We start from the raw sequence: 18,509 nt of genomic DNA, 5'->3' as shown, positions 1-18,509 counted from the left end.
CAATGGTTCGGGCCAAAATTGATCTGTACGGGTTTCTTGTTTTGAACGAGCCCTTCCTCCAAAACCAATAGTAAAAGCGATTTCTGAATGATGAGGAGTTTTTTCCAGGAACCATAAAAAAGAATGAATATTTTTCTTAAAACAAATGACTTGATCCCTAAGAAGATTTCTCCTCCAATTTCGATTAGGGATAGGATCGAGAGGAATGTACTGTTCCTCAAATTTTTGTAAAACGTCAAAATAATAATTTTTTTGCGTTGGAGGGGTTTTCACTTCTTCAGCTTTTGGGAGAGGGGTGCTAGTGGGTAGAGACTCATCCAACGAAGAAAGCACATAGGTTTTTGGGACAAAGGAGTTGAACGTTTGAATGGCCCGATTATAGAGAGGAATTTGGGGTGAATCATTTAATACTTTAGCTTTAATTTTTTCTAAGTGATCATGTGAAACTTGATAGTCTACTGAAAAAAATAGGCGGCGTAAAAAAGCACTGTGTTTGGCAACCTTCCAAAGGGCGCGTTGTGCAAGATTTGGATTTTTTAAAGTCAAATCTCTGCGTATCCATGTTGCCTTTGCAGCAGGTGGATTTGCAAGTCCCTCTAGAACTTTTTGTATGTCACTTTCATTCCATTCTCTATTCGAAATTTTACTAACCATAAAAATCTCCATAATTTAGACTTATTATAACACAGGAAAAATAAAAGCTTCTACTAGAATGGTTTTACGGTTAATTGATTTAAAGGTTAGGGTCAGAAAATTTGTTTCTTGCTTTAAATTTTTGTTTTTGTTTACCTTTTCGCACAGCCTCGTAAAATTGGTATTCAAAAAATTTAAATTCACAAATGGAGCAGGCAATAAATGAGAAAGTTATTCTTATCGATCTTTTGTCTATTTAGCTTAGTGCAGTCTTTTGCATTTACATCAAATTTTTTATCCGAATTAGATGTATCCAATCGTTTTGTTATTCCGGCAGAAAAAGTTGATCAAATTACACATGAATTAAATATCAGCAAAGAAGAATTGATGTTGCGATTGATTTCAATCGCAAAACCTTTTGCACGGCCTTCTATTTCACATTTTCAAGTAGGAGCTGTGGGGTTAGGGAAAAATGGCAATCTGTACCTCGGAGTCAATTTAGAGTTTCCAGGGTTTCCTTTAAACCAAACCGTGCATGGAGAGCAATTTTTGATTGTGAATGCACGCAATCATGGAGAAGAGGGGTTGGTGGCGATCGCTGTTTCTGCTGCTCCTTGTGGACATTGCAGACAATTTTTAAACGAAATTGGTTCAGAGAAAATGCAAGTCTGGATTCTTAATCGTCCTCCTATGGAGCTAGCTGCTTTACTTCCAGAATCTTTCGGTCCAAAAGATCTAGGTGTTTCTGGGGGATTAATGACTCAAGCAGAAAACAAATGTCTCGATGCAGATTGTTCGGTACGAGCAAATGCAATTTTGGCAGCGAATAGTTCCTATGCGCCCTATAGCCAGGCATTTTCAGGGATCGCTATTCAGACACAGGATGGGAATATTTACCGAGGATCTTATTTGGAGAACGCAGCTTTTAATCCAAGCCTTTCCCCTTTTCAAGCAGCTTTGGTAGCGCTTTTGGCTGATATGCATAGTTATGATGATATCAAAGAAGTCATTTTGGTAGAAAAAGCTGATGCTGTGATTAGCCAAGTTGTCATGACAGAACTACTTCTGAAAAAAATCGCTCCACATGCAGTTTTCAAAGTTGAAAAAATAAACTAAGAAAAGAAGGCCCCTCATTTTGAGGGGCTTATCTCTATTTGAGAAGTTTTTCTAGAAAGGGTTCAATCGCGATCTTGAGCTGTTCGGCTCTTTTGTCCCATGTGTGATCGCGCATGACGAGTTCTCTTCCTTGCTCACAGATTGCTTGACGCTTAGGTTCGTCGGCAAGGATGGTATGAATTTTGTCGTTGACCTCATTCCAATGTTTTGATTGGTAGTAGAAAAGCTCTTTTCCATCTTTGAAGGTTTCACGTAAATAGGTGCTTTCACTTGTAATGGGAACGGCGCCGCAGCAGAGACTTGTAAAGACTCTTTCATGTGTTCCATCACGGAAGAAAGGCATGCTATTAAGGCTAATTTTACTTTTTCTCAGAATGTCAAACGATTGTGAAAAAGGAACAGACGGGTGGATGGTCACATTGGATTGATTGGCAAGATACTGCTGCCATCCCAATACGCCTACAGCATTGTCTTGTGAAAGCTCTCCAAAAATATGGACAGGAACATCTTTAATTGAGCGGATGAGTTCAACCCGATCTTTTCCGCGTGTATACATATCAAGGTAGTAGAATAAAGTGGTAAAATCGACCCCTTCTGGATTGTAAGATGAGCGGTTCCAAGCATCTACAAGGGCATCAGCCAAAGAGATTTGATTATTGGAAAGCACAATGTCAATGGCATCGTCGAGCACAACATTCAGAGCATCTGGATTGCGCTGCCGCCAAGAGGCTCTTAAACTTTCGTAGTCATAGCAACTTCCAAGAAAGACGACATCGAATTCTTTTTTTTGCTCGGGTTCAGAGCCAAGCTCTTTTTCGACAGCATGTGGCCAAAAGAAAATTCTGTCAAAATTATATTCTTTCATCGAAGAGACATCATTTCGATCCACACATGAAAGAATGGAGTAGGGGCTACTTGTCAAGCTAACCGAGTAAATAGCAGGATCTACGAGAATAGAAAGGTGGGGTGTTTCTAATAGGTCCCACAAATAACGGTTCTGCGACAAGGGCATCATGCTATTGAACGAGCAAGTCAGGTGCGGGTCAAAACGTTGAATAGCTGAGATAATATCAGCTCCAATAGGTCCTTCATTGGCATCAATAATTTTTGTTTCAATATGATGGCGATTCAGTGCTTCTGCAAATTTTTGAGTAAAATGACGCTTAGATTCATAGAGGTTGTAATTTGTTAAAAGGCAAATTCTCGACAACATAATGACTCCTGAAAGGTTAATCTATATTTAAAAGGAATGTAACCGATTTGGATTTCGAGATAAAGGTTTTTCAGAAAATGGGCTTGTAGAGATGTTTGACTGAGTCACAGGGGTTGAAATACTGTAGAGGAGAGCGATTCCCATCAAATTTGCGATTAAAGAGGTGCCTCCCTGGCTGAAAAGGGGAAGATTAAGACCTGTGCTGGGAACCAAGCCTGAAACAACGCCTAAATTTAAAAAAGCCTGAAAACAGATTAAAAATGTTACAGCAGATCCAAAATAAAACCCCACAAAATCTTGCGCTTGATTTGCAATGGCAAAGCCTAGATAGGCTAAAAACATGTAGAGCAAGATAAGGCCTAGCATACCAATAAAGCCGAATTCTTCCGCAAAAATGGCGGCAATGTAGTCATTTTGGGCTTCTGGAAGGTAGCTTAACTTTTGCCAGCTATTTCCAGGTCCTTTTCCAAATAGCTTTCCTGATCCTGCTGCAATTTTTGCTTGGTGAGGCTGGTGTCCTTTCCCTTGTAAATCAAAACTGGGATCTAAATAGACTTTTAGTCGAGCGGATACATAAGAAAGATGATAGGCAGAACCAATCGCAATGAGAGATAGACAGATAAGAGGAAGAGCCCAGTATTTAACGGGGATGCGTGTGACAAGGCAAAGCGCGATCAGTGTGAGTCCAATTACGGCAGCTGTTCCATTGTTGGGTTCGACTAAAATTAATAAAATCGGAATGGCACAGATTGTGGCTAATTTTAGGAGGTCTTTTAGGGAAAGAGCTTGCCGATCAAGAGCCATGAGTCTTTCGATAAAGAAGGCTGGAAGAATGTACTTGACAAACTCAGAGGGTTGAAAAGTTAGGCCTCCAATAGCTAACCAGCGGCGTGATCCATTGACTTCACGTCCTATCCCAGGAATTAAGGTGATCACCAAAAAAAAAGAGAATAATGCTAATAGAAGAGGGCTATATTTTAAAAAGCGGTGATAGCCAACTTTCCATACTCCAAAGGCAAGAGCAAACCCTGCGGTTGAATAAGCCATTTGACGGATTAAAGCTTGGTGGGTACTACGTTGGAGATCATGATCTAGAACTTCCGCAGAAGTTGTGCTAAAAATCATGATCAATCCAAATGTGAAAATCAGAGACGTGCAAAGGAGTAAAAGCAAGCGCATAAGTTAACGAACCCGCAGTTTATCCCCAACTTTTAAGTTTCGTGCTTTCTCTTCATCTAAATCATTCAAGATAAGTAGGTCTTCAAAACGGACCTGAAATTTTTTCGCAATTTTCCAAGGATTGTCACCGCGCTGAACGATGTAATAAGAGCTTTCATCACTCGCAGAGGAACTAGGCTTTTCTTGTGGTGCCGCAGGCTTAGGTGCTTCCATGATCGTTTCAATGGGGCGGGTTGCGGGAGGAATGCGTAGAGTCTGTCCCACATTCAATCGCTCACTAGAAAGACCATTTGCTTTCATAATCGCTTTGATGGTTGTACCATGTGTACGTGCGATTTTTTCTAGGAAGTCTCCGCGCTTAACCTTAATTTCTGTGTAACCGTCGCTAGAAATGGTTGTTTGTGATTCATTTACAGGAAGAAGGGGTGTCGGTGTTTCTGCAAGCGCAATTTCGTGTGAAGGTGAGTCTACAAACGCTTTTATGGCATTGTCTACTTCATCTGTTGGGATTGTTTGCACATAAGAAATGTTAGAAGAAGCATAATGAGAGGGTTCCTCTTCCACTTTAGGAGCAACTGCTAACGGAAGCGAAGAAGGTGCGTAGGTTGAGGCATCATCGGGATGGATGGCCATCATAAATAAAATTGCGAGTAAACCCGAATTAATTAATACGGCAATGATGATAGTGTCTCTTCGATTCATTGCGTTTCCCCTTTAAGTGTTTTGAATACTAGCTAAAGCATTCACGGCTTCTCTAAATGTCTTTCCACGATGTGCATAATTTTCAAACATGTCATAACTTGCGCACCCTGGGGATAATAGCACATTATCTCCTGGATATGCAAGAGAGGATGCATGTTTTACAGCATCGTGCATATTTTGGCAGCGCACAACGTTAAAACTTTTTGATAAAGTGCGATCTAATTTTTCGGTTGCTTGCCCAATGGCGCAAATGTGCTTCACTTTATTGGCAAAGGCAGAAATCCAAGGAGAAAAATCAGTTCCTTTATCGACCCCTCCAGCGATCAAAATGATGGGTCCTTCAATTGTTTCTATGGCTCGCATCACAGCATCGATATTGGTTCCTTTGCTGTCATTATAATATGAAACATTCTTGAAAATGGCGACTTTTTCAATTCGATGGGGAGGTGTGTTGAAGGTCGAAACTCCTTCCCAAAACAATGTTGCATCGATACCCATTTCTCGGCACAAACCATAAGCAGCCATCAAATTTTCTAGTCTATGACTTTTAGTCTCTCTATACTCTATAGGCAAAATGGAGTCAATATTTTTATTTAAAAATAGGTGCTGCTGATCACTCATCAAATGACAGTTGTGGGAATAACCATAAAGATGACATGGGAAATTTGCTTGTAAAAACCCGTAATTTTGAAAGGCTTTTTCTTCCATGTAAAGCGGAGCCCCTTCTTTAATGCAAGATTTTATCTTCATTTTAGAGAGGGCATAATCTTCCATAGATGCATAGCGATCTAGGTGATCAGGGGTAATGTTTAAAATGACTCCCATGTCGAGTTGGCGAGATTGAAGCGTATCGAGTTGAAAAGAGCTAAGCTCAACCACCAAAACAGTTTCGGAAGAACAAGTAATTTCTGCAGAAAGAGGCTCTCCTACATTTCCAACAGCTTTTGCAGGGATTCCTGCGTAATTTAAAAGATGAGTCAAGAGTAGAGTGACCGTTGTTTTCCCATTCGTTCCTGTTATGCCAATGAGCTTATTTCTGAGAGAGCGAAAGGCTAATTCTATCTCTCCTAAGATTTTGATGTTTTTGGCTTGGGCTAACTGAAGCACAGGATGAGTAAGAGGAACGCCAGGAGATGTTACGACCAGAAGGAATGTTTCTAGAGGAGGAAGATCTTTTTCGGCGACAAATTGAAGTCCTTGAGATTCCAGAATTTGGATGTCGGAACGTTTTCTCAACTTATCTTTATTTTGATCGATAGCCCAAACGAGTGCTTTTTGGGTCAGGAGAAAGCGTGCAGCGGCAAGACCACTAATGCCAAGTCCAACAATCAGAATCGGTTTATTGAAGTAGGTAGGTTGCATCGGGATTCATCTTATTGAAATTTTAAAGAAGCGATTCCTACAATAGCCAAAAGAAGACCCACAATCCAAAAACGGATCACAACTTTGGTTTCTGGCCAGCCCTTAAATTCGAAATGGTGGTGAAGAGGCGTGCATAAAAAGATCCGCTTTTTGTTGCGAAGTTTAAAACTTCCCACCTGTAAAATGACAGAAAGCGTTTCTGCTACGAAAATGCCGCCGATGATACCTAACAACATTTCTTTTTTTAGTAAAATTGCACAAACACCTAGGATGCCACCTAAGGCTAGAGAACCTGTGTCTCCCATGAAAACTTGAGCTGGATAGCTATTGTACCATAGAAATCCTAAGCACGCCCCTGCTAAGGCAGATAAATAAATGGCAATTTCGCCACTTCCTTCAATATAAAGAATATTGAGGTAGCTGGCTAAATCAATATTGTTTGATACGAAGGCGATTAAAGCTAAACATCCGGCAACCATGATGAGACATCCAGCCGCGAGTCCATCTAAGCCATCGGTTAAATTGACGGCATTTGATGCACCTGTTACCACAAAAATCATAAATAAGGCAGCTAAGATAGTCATAAAGCCTGAAAATGTCAAAACAGGATCTTTAAAAAAGGGGATGTAAAAGCGTGTAGCGTATTCTTTCAAAGAAACCTGAGCAATCAGTTTTTCTTCTTGAGCATTCTTAGAAACAGTTTGTTCTTTCACGATAGGGGGATCAAACCACCGTTTAAATGGAGTTGCTGCATTTAATGTAGGGCTCAATAAATATAGAGGGAGTAATGCTGAAATAAGCACCTGGTAGAGAAATTTTTTTTTACTCGATAATCCCTTGCTATTTTTATATTTCAGTTTGAGGTAGTCATCCCATCCGCCTAAAAAACCTAAAAGGAGGGTTGTGATGATTAAAATAAGAGTAAAAATATGCGTTAGCTTCATCCACAAAAGCAACGAAACAATCATGGAAAATAGGATCAAAACCCCCCCCATAGTTGGGGTGTCTTTTTTTTTTTGATGTAACACGCCTAAATGGGGGCATTCGTCCGTGCGGATAGACTGTCCAATTTTTAGTTCGTAGAGTTTTTTTATGAAGCGTGGACCCAGAAAAATGCAAATAATCAGCGATGTGATGGCAGCAAGAATCATCCGGGTAGATGTATAAGTAAAAACCATGGGAATTTTAATTCCCAAAAATTCTCTAAAAAAATCGATGGTGAATAGCAGCATGTTGGGGCTCCGCTAAAAATACTCTAAAACTTTCCATAATTGTTTTTTATTAGAACCTTTCAATAAAACGACATCTCCAGGGAGAACATGCTGCTTAAGTTCGGCGATAACCTGTTCGAAAGTTAGCGTGAGATGAACAGGTTTGTTGTGTTTCTTCCATACCTCTTCAATAGGCAAGCAGCCATCCCCATAGCAGATCATTAGGTCGAGTTTGGCTAACGAAAGAATTCCTACTTCTCTATGGCAGGCTTCTGAAAAAGTTCCGAGTTCCACCATTTCACCAATGACACCAATTCTTTTGCCAGAAAATTGAAGGGGAGGAGGTAGTGCATCCAAAGCAGCTTTTACAGAAGTCAAGGCTGCATTATAACTATCGTTAATAAAAAGAATACCTTTTTTTATGACCTGTTCTAAGCGTCTTTCCGGAAGTGTCAGTGTAGGAATCACTTGCTGAATATCAGACCAGGTCATTCCAAGTGCTCGACAAGCAGAGATGGCTGCGAGAAAGTTATGTTGATTATGCTTTCCCAGAAAAGGCAAACGGGGTAATAAAGGACTTAATCCTTGCGAATCTCGAATTTGCAGATGTTGATCTTGTTCACGCAAGCAGTAATCGGCTTGTATGGAAAGGGTGGAAAAGGATTGTTTGCGGCAAGTTCCAGTTTCATGCAAAAGTGCATAAAAAGGAATTTCAGATGGAATAAGGCCTAGCATTGTTTTTGGATGTGTCAGGATTTCTCTTTTTGCATGTGCAATATTTTCTAGTGAGTGGACTCCAGCGACATGCACAAGTTCAAGGGCTGTGACAATGGCTATGTCAGGAGGGGCGATTTCAATGAGTTTTTGGATGTGGCCTTGAGCTGTCATCCCCATCTCTAAAATCAAAACATCTTCGTGTCCGTGATAGTGATTTAATATGCTCAGGGGGAGTCCAATCTGGGAATTTTGATTACCTGGAGAAAAAGCCACGGAGAAATGCTTTTGGAGAAGCTGAAAAAGTAAGTGTTTAGTGGTTGTTTTACCAACAGATCCCGTGATGGCGACAATTTTGACTTGCCGTTGTTTTAAATACTCTTGAGCTAATTTTTGTAGAGCTTCTAAAACATCGTCAACACCAAGGATGGGCATGTGAAAATTTGTTTTGTTTTGACGAAGAAAATCGTTTGAAACAATGGCAGCAGCGGCTCCTTTTTTTTCCACTTCATTTAAAAAATGATGTCCATCCGTTTTTTCACCTGGAAGCGCAATAAAAAGATCATTTTTTTGCAGCAAACGACTGTCCACGACAACAGAAGGTGTAAATGAATCAATTTCTGCAGGAAACACGGGACTATTTAAGATCTGACAAATTTCATGGAAGGTGAGTCTGTTTACAGACATAAAATCTCCTTGTAAAGCGTAGATTAATCGATCTTCTCACACAAAAGCAAGGTGTTGTTTGCAAAAATAGAGATGCGTTATGATGGATAAAAAATTAAATAAGGAAATGATTCATGCAACCTCCAAATTGTGTTGTTAATTTCTCAAATGCCTGATTGTGCACTTTTATTGAGACTGCATTTGGAGAAAAATTCTAGCGATTTTTTGAATTTTTCAGTGAAAAGCTGCCGCCTCACTCAGTATGAACCCGTGCTCAATGCGGATCAAGAAGTGCTCAAAGATAAGTTTGGATTTTCAGAATATAATGGGAGCGTAGTCCCAGAAATTGAAGAATTTTTTGTTTTACACACAAATTCTTCAAGCTTTTGCAGCGAAGATTCAGTGGATTGCTATCTATTGTAGTTAAAATAAGTGGGTTATGAATGGTTGATAAAATTAATGCTTTCATTTAGAATCAATTTTAAATTAATCAAAATATGAGCAGATAATGTCCCATACTAAAAAAACTTTCAGTTTGCCGATTGCAGGATTTCTGATTTCCTATCAAATTTTATTGCTTGCAAGCCTTCCCTTTTATTTCTATTTCACGCTTCCTTCGTTGGCGATGATTGCAGTTTCATTTGTTTTGCTTTATTTAACAGGGCTAAGCATTACAGGTGGATATCACCGTTTTTATTCTCATCGCTCATTTCGAACAGGAAAAACTTTAGAAGCCCTCATGTTGTTTTTTGGAACAATGGCAGGCCAGGGAAGTGCTTTACGGTGGGCTTTTGACCATCGTCGGCATCATGCGTACGTAGATACAGATGAAGATCCTTATTCCATCAATAAGGGATTTTGGTATGCACATTTTTTTTGGATGCTGCACAAACAGAAAGAAATTGATCCAAAAGTTGTTCCAGATCTTATTCGAAATAAATTGGTGATGTTCCAACATCACTTTTATCCAGCTTTAATGTTTGGAAGCAATATTTTGGTTTTTCTTTTAGTTGGATGGTTATTAGAGGATTTTTGGGGGGCATTTTTTGTTGCTTGGTGGATTCGCTTTTTCTTATTACACCATTTTACTTGGTTCATTAATTCTCTTGCCCATACATGGGGAGACAAGCCGTTTTGCCAAGAGCAGTCGGCGGTTAACAATTACATTTTAGCTTTATTGACTTTTGGAGAGGGATACCATAATTATCATCATGTCTTTGCACATGATTACAGAAATGGCATTCGATGGTATCACTTTGATCCTACAAAGTGGTTAATTAAAGGTCTCAGTTTTTTAGGTCTCACACATGAGTTAAAAACTGTCGATTCCTTTACCATTCAAAAGCGGATGATTCGGGAAAAGAAAAACCTTCTTCTCGAGCAAGTCAAAGAGTTGTGGTATGTCAAACGAGAAGAGATTGAGGCAAAGATTCATGAAATATCCGATCGAATCGAAACCGATATCCGAGTTTTAAACCAGTTGAAAGAGCAGTACTTAAAGATTAAGGAAACTACACCATCTTGTCGCGAACTCTTAAATGATTTACAAAACGAGATGAAGTGTTTGCACCAGCGCATGCAGGAAGATTGGAGAGCTTGGAAAAACTTGTGTTCATGCATCACACATTTAAAACCAATTGAGATATAACTTTTTTTAGTCTAACTCGGAATTTGGAACTTTCTTTCTTTTTTTTCTGAAATCACTTGACTGGATCGCACAAAGTCAGGTATAACCTGGTATTTACAAACGGTGGCATGGCCAAGTGGTAAGGCAGAAGCCTGCAAAGCTTCCATTCCCCAGTTCGAATCTGGGTGCCACCTTTTCTTTCCTCAAGTATTCCCTTATGCTTTATCTTATTGCAACTCCCATTGGAAATTTAGAAGATATCACGCTTCGCGCTTTGCGCTTGCTTAAAGAGTGTGATTTGATTCTGTGTGAAGATACACGTCAAAGCTCCATTTTACTTAAGCACTATGAAATTCAAAAGCCCCTTAAAAGTTTTCACAAATTTAATGAATCGGCGCAAGAGCAAGAAGTTTTAAGGGCTTTGCAAGAAGGCGTTAAAATGGCGATGATTTCAGATGCTGGAACTCCCTCAATCTCCGATCCAGGTAATCGCTTAGTTGAAAAATGTGTTGAAGAAGGGATTGAAGTCATTTCCATTCCAGGACCTTGTGCGGCGATAACAGCGTTAGCATGTTCCGGTTTACCTACCGATCTCTTTCAATTTTGTGGTTTTTTACCACGGAAAGCACAAGAATTGAAAAGAGCATTGCAAAAGATTCTCCAATACGAGGGAACCTCTGTTTGCTATGAATCTCCCCACCGGCTTTTAGATTTTCTCCAAACCGTGCATCTTTTAGCCCCTACTCGCTATCTGGTAGTGGCACGTGAGTTGACCAAGAAGTTTGAAGAAATTCGACGAGGCACAGCTCAAGATTTAATCACGCATTGGGAATCGCATCCTCTGAAAGGGGAAGTTGTTGTGATGATTAAGGGAGAAGCAGCAGACGATACTCAGCAGTGGGAGCAGATGTCTCCTCAAGAACACGTCCAATTTCTAGAAACTCAATATAGCCTATCTAAAAAAGAAGCCATCAAGCTAGCAGCTGAAATGCGTGGTATTCCTAAGCGTGATCTATATCGACTCTGTCTTTCTGATAGAGAAATTATCGATTGAGTCATAAATAATCATGCGATATGATTTATCTCTTTTATTTTGTTAGAGTTTAAAAAATGAAGCCTGAAGATTTAAAATCTCCTTTTCGTGAAGGGGAGCGTAAAGTTTTGATTCAAGATCGCGTGTGGTATATCCCTTTAAAAGGGCTATCAGAATCCGATCCGTTTCGTTTCCCTGGTTGGGAAGATCCTGCGTTGTTTGGCAATTCATCTCCTGTGTATGTGGAATACTGCAGTGGGAATGGAACATGGATTGCCGAAAAGGCGGCCGAAAATCCGTCTATTAACTGGGTCGCGGTCGAAAAGAAATTCGAACGTGTTCGAAAAATTTGGTCAAAGATTAAAAACCTGCAACTTCCCAATCTTATTGTGATTAGTGGTGAAGGATTACTCACAACAGAACGGTTTTTTCCGCAAGAAAGCGTGGAAGCTGTTTACGTTAATTTTCCTGATCCTTGGCCCAAAAAACGGCATGCCAAAAATCGCATCATTCAACCTATATTTGTACAGCAAATCGCGCGCATTTTAAAGCCATCAGGCTCTTTAACACTTGTGACAGATTCACTAGAATATTCTGCTCAGATGATTGAAGTTGTCAATGGTTCCGTAGATTTTAGCTCTTATTTCCCCGCACCTTACTATAGTGAAGACGTGCAAAACTATGGAAGCTCTTATTTTGAACAATTGTGGAAAGAGCAGGGGCGTATCATCCGTTATCACCAGTTTCAGAAAAAGATCATGGAGGAAGCCTGCTCGTTTTAAAGTGGAAAGATATGGAAAATCAACAAATTAAAATTTACAAACCCATGGTCCTTTTTTCTGAGATTCCTACAGGATATCAAGCTGTTTTGATCTCATTGGATGGAACTGTCAAAGGGAATTTAGATTGGAAGAAAGAGAAGGAATGGGCATCTCAATGTATTGAAAATGGATTTTCTATTCTTTGGGAAATTAAACTAGGTTTGTTTTCTGCGCTTTTAAAACCCATATCTCATAAAACACAGTTTTTATCACTCGGTTTATCTTTAGAGCATTTTTTGCAAGGCCCTTGGACAGAATTTCATGCGCATAGTCTCGGGCTTTGTCTTTACCAGGGGAATGCTGATTTTAGTCAAAATTTTCCATGGGAAGCTGAACATATCGCACATTTTCAAAACTGGTTACAAGATCTGTACGGTGACGTTGAAAAGTTGGAGCAAGATACTGGCATAGCCGTTCATTCATTTGTAGAGGTCGATCCTTTACACGGTACTCTCAATTCTTTACGAGCGCTCTTTTGTCGCGATTTGGCTGCAGACTATGTGGACTTATTGGCGGGGCACATGTCTCAAGTTCTGCCCCTTTTCCTTTTAATGGATGCGACATCTGTTCAATGTCCTGGTCTGCAAATGCAGCTATTGTTAAAAGATCGTTTTCCTCGTTTTGAATTAGGTGTTCGAGGATCGCGCATTGGAAATCCGATGATGAGCTGGGATGGGGAAGCCTTTCATTATCCCACCAGTCCAGAAAAAGAAAAGATGGCCGTCTGCTTGCCCGTGTTAAAGCATAGTCAACCTATTCATTTTCAACAATTAAGCAAAGCTGTAGAGCTTTTAAATGCGCAAGGTCATCCTTTCCGGATGATTTCTGAGCATAACATGACCCATGAATGGGACGAGTTGGATATGCTCTTCGTATTGCCTGATTGTTTGAGCGGAGAAGGAAAGCGCAAGCTCATGGGATTTTGTGCTGCAGGAGGACAAGTTGTTTCCCTAGGAAATCGTTTAGGGATACCTGACGAGCTTTCATTTGAAGAGTGGAAAGCGTTGCATAGCTAGAAATGGTAGCTCTGCATGCAATGGATTAGACAAGTCTGCCATCATCCTCTTTCAAAACTCCTCTTTCTCCCGTTTCTCCATTCGCTCTCTTTCAATTGCTTGCAGCAACCGATGGTTGAAGCCAAGGTTTGAATACTCTAAAAAATGTCAGCAAGTTTCGCTAATAATTCGTCATGATTTTGAACCTTCTTCGGCCTGTCTCAGCAGTTAAAGTTTCCATGCAATTCGCATTGCGCTTGCATCTTTTTTAAAAAGTTGATATTTCTCTGCTTCAAACATTATAAAAGGTTTATATATATGACAAGTTCAATCTCAACAGATAAACAACCTTGGGAATTATACCAACAAATTGAGGCGACTGTTTTGTCCAGGTGCGAACAGCATAAGGTCCATAAGGGGTCAGAAATACATCAAGCGCTTCAGCGTCTCTATGAAGCGGTATTAATTAAACACAATTTGGAAGAAACGGATCATAAACAAAGCAAGAAATTTTTTTTGATTACGGTTGACTCTTGTGCTGTTAAAAAGATGAAATTTTCAACAATCAGTGAGATGATTCATGCGCGAATTCCAGAATGGGAAGACGCGATAGAATCGACTCCAGCAACTCCGGATGGGATGGGGGACTGGCATGGTGGAACTGATGGGCGAGAAGCAGGGTATTATCATAAATATTCTCTAGACAGCGAGCTTATAAAAAGGCTTGGACAGGACTATTTCACAATAGAAACTATTTTAAATACTACACCTTTAGAGGCATGGAAGATATACAAAACTGTTGAAAAAGTTGTTTTGGTAGAGCGTGATAGACTTGCATCAAGTTCAGCTTCACAGAGAACTTCTCAAGAAAAAGTGGAGGAGATTAATCAAGCCCTTACACGATTATGTCAGGCTGTGCTATGCAAATATCAACTCGAAAAACCTGCTGATTGTACCTTCCAATTCAACGCAAAGATTGAGCAAGACCATTTTGTAAAGATTGATCTTTATTCGAACAATTCAATGCTTGATGCTAAAATCCAAGAAGTGGGATATCCAAAATCACTATCTCTTCGTGAAGTACTTAATATCGCAAGATCTAATTTTTTTAATTTATCTTGTTTCGAAGGAATGGGACCTCTATGGGGAAAGACAAGAGCCCTGGAAAATGTTGAGGCAGCCTTGAAAGATATATGAAAGACAGAAAAATATAATTGCTAATTTGCTTTAAAAGATTATTGATGTGCATGTTGTAAGCTAAACATGGGTACTATAATGACAACTGGGTCAAGTCCTGTTTGAATATGTTTTTCTGGTAAGTAACCATTTCTTACTGCTGGAGATTGATGGGTAGATTCCTTCGACTGTTTGTAAAGCTCAAGATACTCTTATACTTCAAATTCAATAGCTTGCTGTAACAATTTTTGAGCTCCTTTTCGAAAAATTTCTTCGAGAGAATTATTTTGTTCATTTGTTGATGGCATTTTTTTCTAAAGAAAAGCGAAAATTTTCCATGAGCGCATTCCCATTTAGTTTTTGTGATAAAAAACATTTTAAGGATGCGCTCTCTTTTTTTTCATCTCATACACAACCTTTGATCATATCTCTGGTGAATTTGCGGATCAACATACGATGGCAGTCGCAAAGGACCATGAAAAATCAAGCAAGTCTTGGACAATTGTGAGAACAGTGAGCCAGTCATATAACCTAAACCATTCAACCACTATGGATAAGATGACAAGGCATTTATAGTTAAAATGCTGTTGGAATTTAATGAACTTTGATGGTAGAAATGTAGGGCCATTACAAACTAGTGCGCAATTATTATTAAAGTTTTATATTAAAGGAGCAAAACTATGACTTTGGTATTAGAAAGATTCGAAGCATTAGATCCAATAGTCAAATGTAATTTACAGCAACATTTCCTAAATCTTCGTCGTCAAGCAAAAGCACCCGATGCACTTATAATTGGAACAGCTGAGCAACTTGGTGTAGCAAATAAAATTTCATCTAGTGATAAAGTTGCTGAGTGTTTTAGTAAGGATGGAACTCCACGTTGTTATCCAAATCTTCCTGCGGGCAGCCATTTAGTTGCTTTTGTTGAACGATTGTTAAAGGTTCAGGTAGAGGTTCAGGTATTTGTTGTTTATACTTTAGAACAAATGATTCAAATGCAAAAACACGCAAATTCTGGATTCGTAAATCGTGTTTATTGGCGTATCTTAGAGATATCAAAAGAAGTTGAATCTGATGTGTTGAAAAAAACATGACGATTCACCCGTTAGTTAAACGGTTAATATTAAACCGTTTAACTTTTTTTGCTGTAGTTACAAAAATTTAGAAGACCTATTTGTTAGTACAAATGAAGAATTTAAGATGCTTAATTTATCCGATTATGAAAAACAATCGAGAGGGCTACCTGCTCAAAATGAATTTCAAATAGCGATAGCTTCAGTTGGCTGATGCTTCTACTTTCTTGAGGGAAACAAGTAAAGTTGGAACTGTGGTGGTTTGATCTGTTCAGTGGCTAGTTTAGTTTTCAATTTTGATCCAACTCTTGTTTTTGTTGGATAGCTGTTTGTGGGATTTCTTGGCTTCTTACTAGAACATGCTCAAAAGCTAGAGCCTAAAGCTCAACATATGATACGGCATTTTATGGAATACGAGATGGAAAGTCAATCTAACATTTTAAGGAGTAATGATGCATTATAGGGGCGGGTTAACTCGAATCAATTGCACAAAAGCATAAGCCATGCGAGACTGTTCATATTTCGAAATTTTTTGAATAATAGGTTCAAATATTGCGATCCTTTTATGCCTGGGAGACCATCGATCAAGATGTTCATTTGCAGGCTCAAGAGCCGCTTCAATCAGTCATCCATTCATTTTCTTTTGCTAATGCCTTAATCTGCATGTTGCCAAAAATGTGGTGCTTAGCTAGAGAGTCGAACCAGAAACATCTTTGAGAGCTGAATGTTCTTTCTTGATCAAAATACACTGAATCCGCATGGTAAATGATACATCCATCTTTACTAAATCGGAGCATTTATCATGGTGTCTGCAAATCCACAAACCATTCACAAGCTACCTTTTAATCAATTAGGAAGTGTCAATCGTTTAAAAAAGCTTGCAGAAGACCCTCTAGATCTACGTAAAGAAGGTGTTTTAACTCCGACAAGGTTGTCTAAATTCTGTGCAGAAGCCGCTGGTTACAAGTTTTTATATGGAACCGAAAAAGTCACCGAAGAAACGATACATACACTCTTTGAACTCGCTCAAGAAAGAAAAGTATTGGAAGAGATGCAAAAAATGCAATCAGGGGAGATTGTGAATAAAATTGAAGGCTATCCCTCTGAAAATCGTTCTGCTTTGCATACTGCGACGCGAGATTTCTTTGAAGATCCCCAAAAAGGGGTGCGTGCTGCTGAAGCCGCGGCTCTAGCTCGCAAAGAAGTTGATAAGCTGAAGCTATTCATGGAGAAACTGGACAAAGAGAATCGTTTTACAGATTTAATTGTGATCGGAATTGGGGGATCAGATTTAGGCCCAAAAGCTCTTTACTTAGCATTGCAATATTTGCAGAAAAAAGATCGCCATATCCATTTTATCTGTAATATAGATCCAGATGACGCCTCAATTGCTTTGCGCGATGTGGATTTAAAAAAGAGTTTAGTTTTAGTTGTTTCTAAATCAGGAACAACACTTGAAACATTGACCAACGAGGAGCTTGTACGTGCACGTTTCCAAAAGCAAGGGATCAAATCGGAAGAGCACTTTATCTCTGTCACTATTCCGGGAAGTCCTTTAAATGATCCAAAAAAATACCTAGAATCTTTCCATATGTGGGATTGGATCGGCGGACGCTATTCAGCTACCTCCATGGGAGGAGGCGTGCTTCTTTCCTTCATGTTTGGATTTGATGCATATTGGGAATTATTGCGTGGGGCAAATGCTATGGATAAAGTAGCGCTCAGCAAAGATCTCAGCAATAACCTGCCTTTGTTAGGAGCTTTATTTGCCATTTGGAATCACAATTTTCTGAATTATCCTACAATGGCGCTTATCCCTTACGCTCAGCCTCTTTCCCGTTTTTCAGCACATATCCAGCAAGTTGAAATGGAATCCAATGGCAAAAGAGTCGATCGCAATGGCATTCCTGTTGATTTTCAAACCTGTCCTGTTATTTGGGGAGAGCCAGGAACAAGCGCTCAACATTCTTTCTTTCAACTCATCCATCAAGGCACTTCCACCATTCCATTAGAATTTATTGGTTTTAAAGAGGGGCAAATGGAAGATTTTGCGTTTAAAGGAACTTCTTCTCACGAGAAACTGTTGTCTAATTTATTTGCACAGGCTTTAGGATTAGCTTTAGGACAAAATAACGAAAATCCGAATAAAGTTTTTCCTGGGAATACACCCTCTCACATCTTACTTGGAAAAGCTCTGAATCCTCATTCTCTAGGAGCTTTACTGAGTTATTACGAACATAAAGTGGCTTTTCAAGGGTTCATCTGGAACATTAATTCTTTTGACCAGGAAGGTGTGCAACTCGGAAAAGTATTAGCTAATCAGATCATCGAGTGCTTTGCAGCTAAAAAAGAGTCGACTAAAACACCGAAACAGTCTTATCCTCTTGGGGAAGCTTTTCTAAAACATCTAGATGCGTTTAATTGATTTTATGGCTATTAAATTTCCTTTTCTGATTGAAGTCCCTAAACGTCATGCCGTGTGCTTACTCGGGCAAGAACCGTTCACGCCTGGAATGGAATATTGTTCCGTTCTAGTCGAAACAGCTGAAATGGGCGAGTTTCAACGCAAGGACTATTGTCTGAGTTGTTGGGAAAGGGAAGGCAAAATCTCTGATGATAATGCAGCTTACTGGAAAGCAAAAGTTCCTAAGCATCCTTTGAAAGGGGCGACTCCTTTAATTACTTATGAAGAAAAAGCGATGGAGCTTTTTAAGGCTGCAGCCAAAACCAGTGGGGAAGAGGAAGAGGCTTTCATTTTAGCGTTATGGCTTATTCGAAAGAGAAAGCTTGTCCTACGTCACTGTTTTCACGAAAAGAATGGGCAAGAGGTAAACTTATATGAAGATCCTCTTTCAGAAGAAACATTTCCCATTCGAAAGGTCCATTTAGAAAAAGAAAAGGTTCTTGATTTACAGTCTAAGCTATCAAATAAACTGCGTCCATGAATCCAGAAGAATCGACATTAAAAGCACTTTTTAGATCGGAAGA

General features: G+C 39.4%; 16 protein-coding genes, 1 tRNA gene and 2 pseudogenes. 11 read left to right on the top strand and 8 right to left on the bottom strand.

What is annotated here, in order from left to right; all coding sequences use genetic code 11:
• Window positions 1-654: pseudogene (locus AB7E63_RS10895) on the bottom strand (hypothetical protein); the annotation flags it as partial.
• 201 nt (window positions 655-855) lie between these two features.
• Between AB7E63_RS10895 and cdd the strand changes: the two are divergent.
• On the top strand, window positions 856-1,749 hold the full coding sequence (gene cdd, locus AB7E63_RS10890; protein ID WP_036746381.1) for a cytidine deaminase: 894 nt from the start codon (window positions 856-858) through the stop codon (window positions 1,747-1,749).
• A gap of 34 nt (window positions 1,750-1,783) precedes the next feature.
• Here cdd and AB7E63_RS10885 read toward each other — a convergent pair whose 3' ends face one another.
• Genes AB7E63_RS10885 through AB7E63_RS10860 form a run of 6 tightly spaced genes read right to left on the bottom strand, consistent with a single transcriptional unit; the run spans window position 1,784 to window position 8,817 of the window.
• On the bottom strand, window positions 1,784-2,962 hold the full coding sequence (locus AB7E63_RS10885; RefSeq protein WP_006341827.1) for a glycosyltransferase: 1,179 nt from the start codon (window positions 2,960-2,962) through the stop codon (window positions 1,784-1,786).
• 27 nt (window positions 2,963-2,989) lie between these two features.
• Window positions 2,990-4,141, bottom strand: coding sequence for a putative lipid II flippase FtsW (gene ftsW / locus AB7E63_RS10880; protein WP_006341826.1), 1,152 nt, complete (start codon window positions 4,139-4,141; stop codon window positions 2,990-2,992).
• 3 nt (window positions 4,142-4,144) lie between these two features.
• Window positions 4,145-4,843, bottom strand: a complete 699-nt coding sequence (locus AB7E63_RS10875; protein WP_006341825.1) for a muramidase family protein — start codon at window positions 4,841-4,843, stop codon at window positions 4,145-4,147.
• A 12-nt stretch (window positions 4,844-4,855) separates the two neighbouring features.
• Complete coding sequence (gene murD, locus AB7E63_RS10870; protein ID WP_006341824.1) at window positions 4,856-6,205, bottom strand: UDP-N-acetylmuramoyl-L-alanine--D-glutamate ligase; 1,350 nt, start codon at window positions 6,203-6,205, stop codon at window positions 4,856-4,858.
• Between the two features lie 11 nt (window positions 6,206-6,216).
• The gene (mraY, locus tag AB7E63_RS10865) at window positions 6,217-7,437 is read right to left on the bottom strand and encodes a phospho-N-acetylmuramoyl-pentapeptide-transferase (RefSeq protein WP_006341823.1); all 1,221 of its coding nucleotides are present in this window, start codon (window positions 7,435-7,437) and stop codon (window positions 6,217-6,219) included.
• 12 nt (window positions 7,438-7,449) lie between these two features.
• Window positions 7,450-8,817, bottom strand: a complete 1,368-nt coding sequence (locus AB7E63_RS10860; RefSeq protein WP_006341822.1) for a UDP-N-acetylmuramoyl-tripeptide--D-alanyl-D-alanine ligase — start codon at window positions 8,815-8,817, stop codon at window positions 7,450-7,452.
• A gap of 216 nt (window positions 8,818-9,033) precedes the next feature.
• On the opposite strand from AB7E63_RS10860, the gene AB7E63_RS10855 reads away from it, so the two are divergent.
• From AB7E63_RS10855 to AB7E63_RS10825, 7 genes are all read left to right on the top strand, one after another.
• The gene (locus AB7E63_RS10855) at window positions 9,034-9,219 is read left to right on the top strand and encodes a hypothetical protein (protein WP_226987354.1); all 186 of its coding nucleotides are present in this window, start codon (window positions 9,034-9,036) and stop codon (window positions 9,217-9,219) included.
• Window positions 9,220-9,304: 85 nt separating this feature from the next.
• Window positions 9,305-10,444, top strand: a complete 1,140-nt coding sequence (locus AB7E63_RS10850; RefSeq protein WP_006341820.1) for an acyl-CoA desaturase — start codon at window positions 9,305-9,307, stop codon at window positions 10,442-10,444.
• A gap of 101 nt (window positions 10,445-10,545) precedes the next feature.
• Window positions 10,546-10,617: transfer RNA gene (locus AB7E63_RS10845), tRNA-Cys, on the top strand.
• Between the two features lie 23 nt (window positions 10,618-10,640).
• Window positions 10,641-11,477: a 16S rRNA (cytidine(1402)-2'-O)-methyltransferase gene (gene rsmI, locus AB7E63_RS10840; protein WP_006341819.1), complete on the top strand. Its 837-nt coding sequence runs from the start codon at window positions 10,641-10,643 to the stop codon at window positions 11,475-11,477.
• Window positions 11,478-11,533: 56 nt separating this feature from the next.
• On the top strand, window positions 11,534-12,238 hold the full coding sequence (gene trmB, locus AB7E63_RS10835) for a tRNA (guanine(46)-N(7))-methyltransferase TrmB (RefSeq protein WP_006341818.1): 705 nt from the start codon (window positions 11,534-11,536) through the stop codon (window positions 12,236-12,238).
• An 11-nt stretch (window positions 12,239-12,249) separates the two neighbouring features.
• Window positions 12,250-13,293: a hypothetical protein gene (locus tag AB7E63_RS10830; RefSeq protein WP_006341817.1), complete on the top strand. Its 1,044-nt coding sequence runs from the start codon at window positions 12,250-12,252 to the stop codon at window positions 13,291-13,293.
• 297 nt (window positions 13,294-13,590) lie between these two features.
• Window positions 13,591-14,469: a hypothetical protein gene (locus AB7E63_RS10825; protein ID WP_006341815.1), complete on the top strand. Its 879-nt coding sequence runs from the start codon at window positions 13,591-13,593 to the stop codon at window positions 14,467-14,469.
• Between the two features lie 68 nt (window positions 14,470-14,537).
• Here the strand turns inward: AB7E63_RS10825 and AB7E63_RS10820 are convergent.
• Window positions 14,538-14,787, bottom strand: a pseudogene (locus AB7E63_RS10820) (IS256 family transposase); the annotation flags it as partial.
• Window positions 14,788-15,128: 341 nt separating this feature from the next.
• Here AB7E63_RS10820 and AB7E63_RS10815 point away from each other — a divergent pair.
• The 3 genes from AB7E63_RS10815 (at window position 15,129) to AB7E63_RS10805 (ending at window position 18,466) form a co-directional block, all read left to right on the top strand.
• The gene (locus tag AB7E63_RS10815; protein WP_006339958.1) at window positions 15,129-15,542 is read left to right on the top strand and encodes a hypothetical protein; all 414 of its coding nucleotides are present in this window, start codon (window positions 15,129-15,131) and stop codon (window positions 15,540-15,542) included.
• Window positions 15,543-16,323: 781 nt separating this feature from the next.
• Window positions 16,324-17,946 carry a glucose-6-phosphate isomerase gene (locus AB7E63_RS10810; RefSeq protein WP_006339956.1) on the top strand — a complete coding sequence of 541 codons (1,623 nt, stop codon included), beginning with the start codon at window positions 16,324-16,326 and terminating at the stop codon, window positions 17,944-17,946.
• Window positions 17,933-18,466 carry a hypothetical protein gene (locus AB7E63_RS10805; RefSeq protein WP_006339955.1) on the top strand — a complete coding sequence of 178 codons (534 nt, stop codon included), beginning with the start codon at window positions 17,933-17,935 and terminating at the stop codon, window positions 18,464-18,466. Before AB7E63_RS10810 ends, AB7E63_RS10805 begins: the two co-directional genes overlap by 14 nt.
• Window positions 18,467-18,509 lie beyond the last annotated feature (43 nt).

Source organism: Parachlamydia sp., from assembly GCF_050255895.1.
GTDB classification, from domain to species: Bacteria; Chlamydiota; Chlamydiia; order Chlamydiales; family Parachlamydiaceae; genus Parachlamydia; species Parachlamydia acanthamoebae.
The sequence above is the reverse complement of the archived record's forward strand: the minus strand, read 5'-3'. Positions and strand labels throughout refer to the sequence as shown.

Excerpts from the sequence above, each read along its gene's own strand:
- cdd (WP_036746381.1), top strand. The coding sequence starts at position 856 with ATGAGAAAGTTATTCTTATCGATCTTTTGTCTATTTAGCTTAGTGCAG.
- AB7E63_RS10885 (WP_006341827.1), bottom strand. The coding sequence starts at position 2,962 with ATGTTGTCGAGAATTTGCCTTTTAACAAATTACAACCTCTATGAATCT.
- ftsW (WP_006341826.1), bottom strand. The coding sequence starts at position 4,141 with ATGCGCTTGCTTTTACTCCTTTGCACGTCTCTGATTTTCACATTTGGA.
- AB7E63_RS10875 (WP_006341825.1), bottom strand. The coding sequence starts at position 4,843 with ATGAATCGAAGAGACACTATCATCATTGCCGTATTAATTAATTCGGGT.
- murD (WP_006341824.1), bottom strand. The coding sequence starts at position 6,205 with ATGCAACCTACCTACTTCAATAAACCGATTCTGATTGTTGGACTTGGC.
- mraY (WP_006341823.1), bottom strand. The coding sequence starts at position 7,437 with ATGCTGCTATTCACCATCGATTTTTTTAGAGAATTTTTGGGAATTAAA.
- AB7E63_RS10860 (WP_006341822.1), bottom strand. The coding sequence starts at position 8,817 with ATGTCTGTAAACAGACTCACCTTCCATGAAATTTGTCAGATCTTAAAT.
- AB7E63_RS10850 (WP_006341820.1), top strand. The coding sequence starts at position 9,305 with ATGTCCCATACTAAAAAAACTTTCAGTTTGCCGATTGCAGGATTTCTG.
- rsmI (WP_006341819.1), top strand. The coding sequence starts at position 10,641 with ATGCTTTATCTTATTGCAACTCCCATTGGAAATTTAGAAGATATCACG.
- trmB (WP_006341818.1), top strand. The coding sequence starts at position 11,534 with ATGAAGCCTGAAGATTTAAAATCTCCTTTTCGTGAAGGGGAGCGTAAA.
- AB7E63_RS10830 (WP_006341817.1), top strand. The coding sequence starts at position 12,250 with ATGGAAAATCAACAAATTAAAATTTACAAACCCATGGTCCTTTTTTCT.
- AB7E63_RS10825 (WP_006341815.1), top strand. The coding sequence starts at position 13,591 with ATGACAAGTTCAATCTCAACAGATAAACAACCTTGGGAATTATACCAA.
- AB7E63_RS10815 (WP_006339958.1), top strand. The coding sequence starts at position 15,129 with ATGACTTTGGTATTAGAAAGATTCGAAGCATTAGATCCAATAGTCAAA.
- AB7E63_RS10810 (WP_006339956.1), top strand. The coding sequence starts at position 16,324 with ATGGTGTCTGCAAATCCACAAACCATTCACAAGCTACCTTTTAATCAA.
- AB7E63_RS10805 (WP_006339955.1), top strand. The coding sequence starts at position 17,933 with ATGCGTTTAATTGATTTTATGGCTATTAAATTTCCTTTTCTGATTGAA.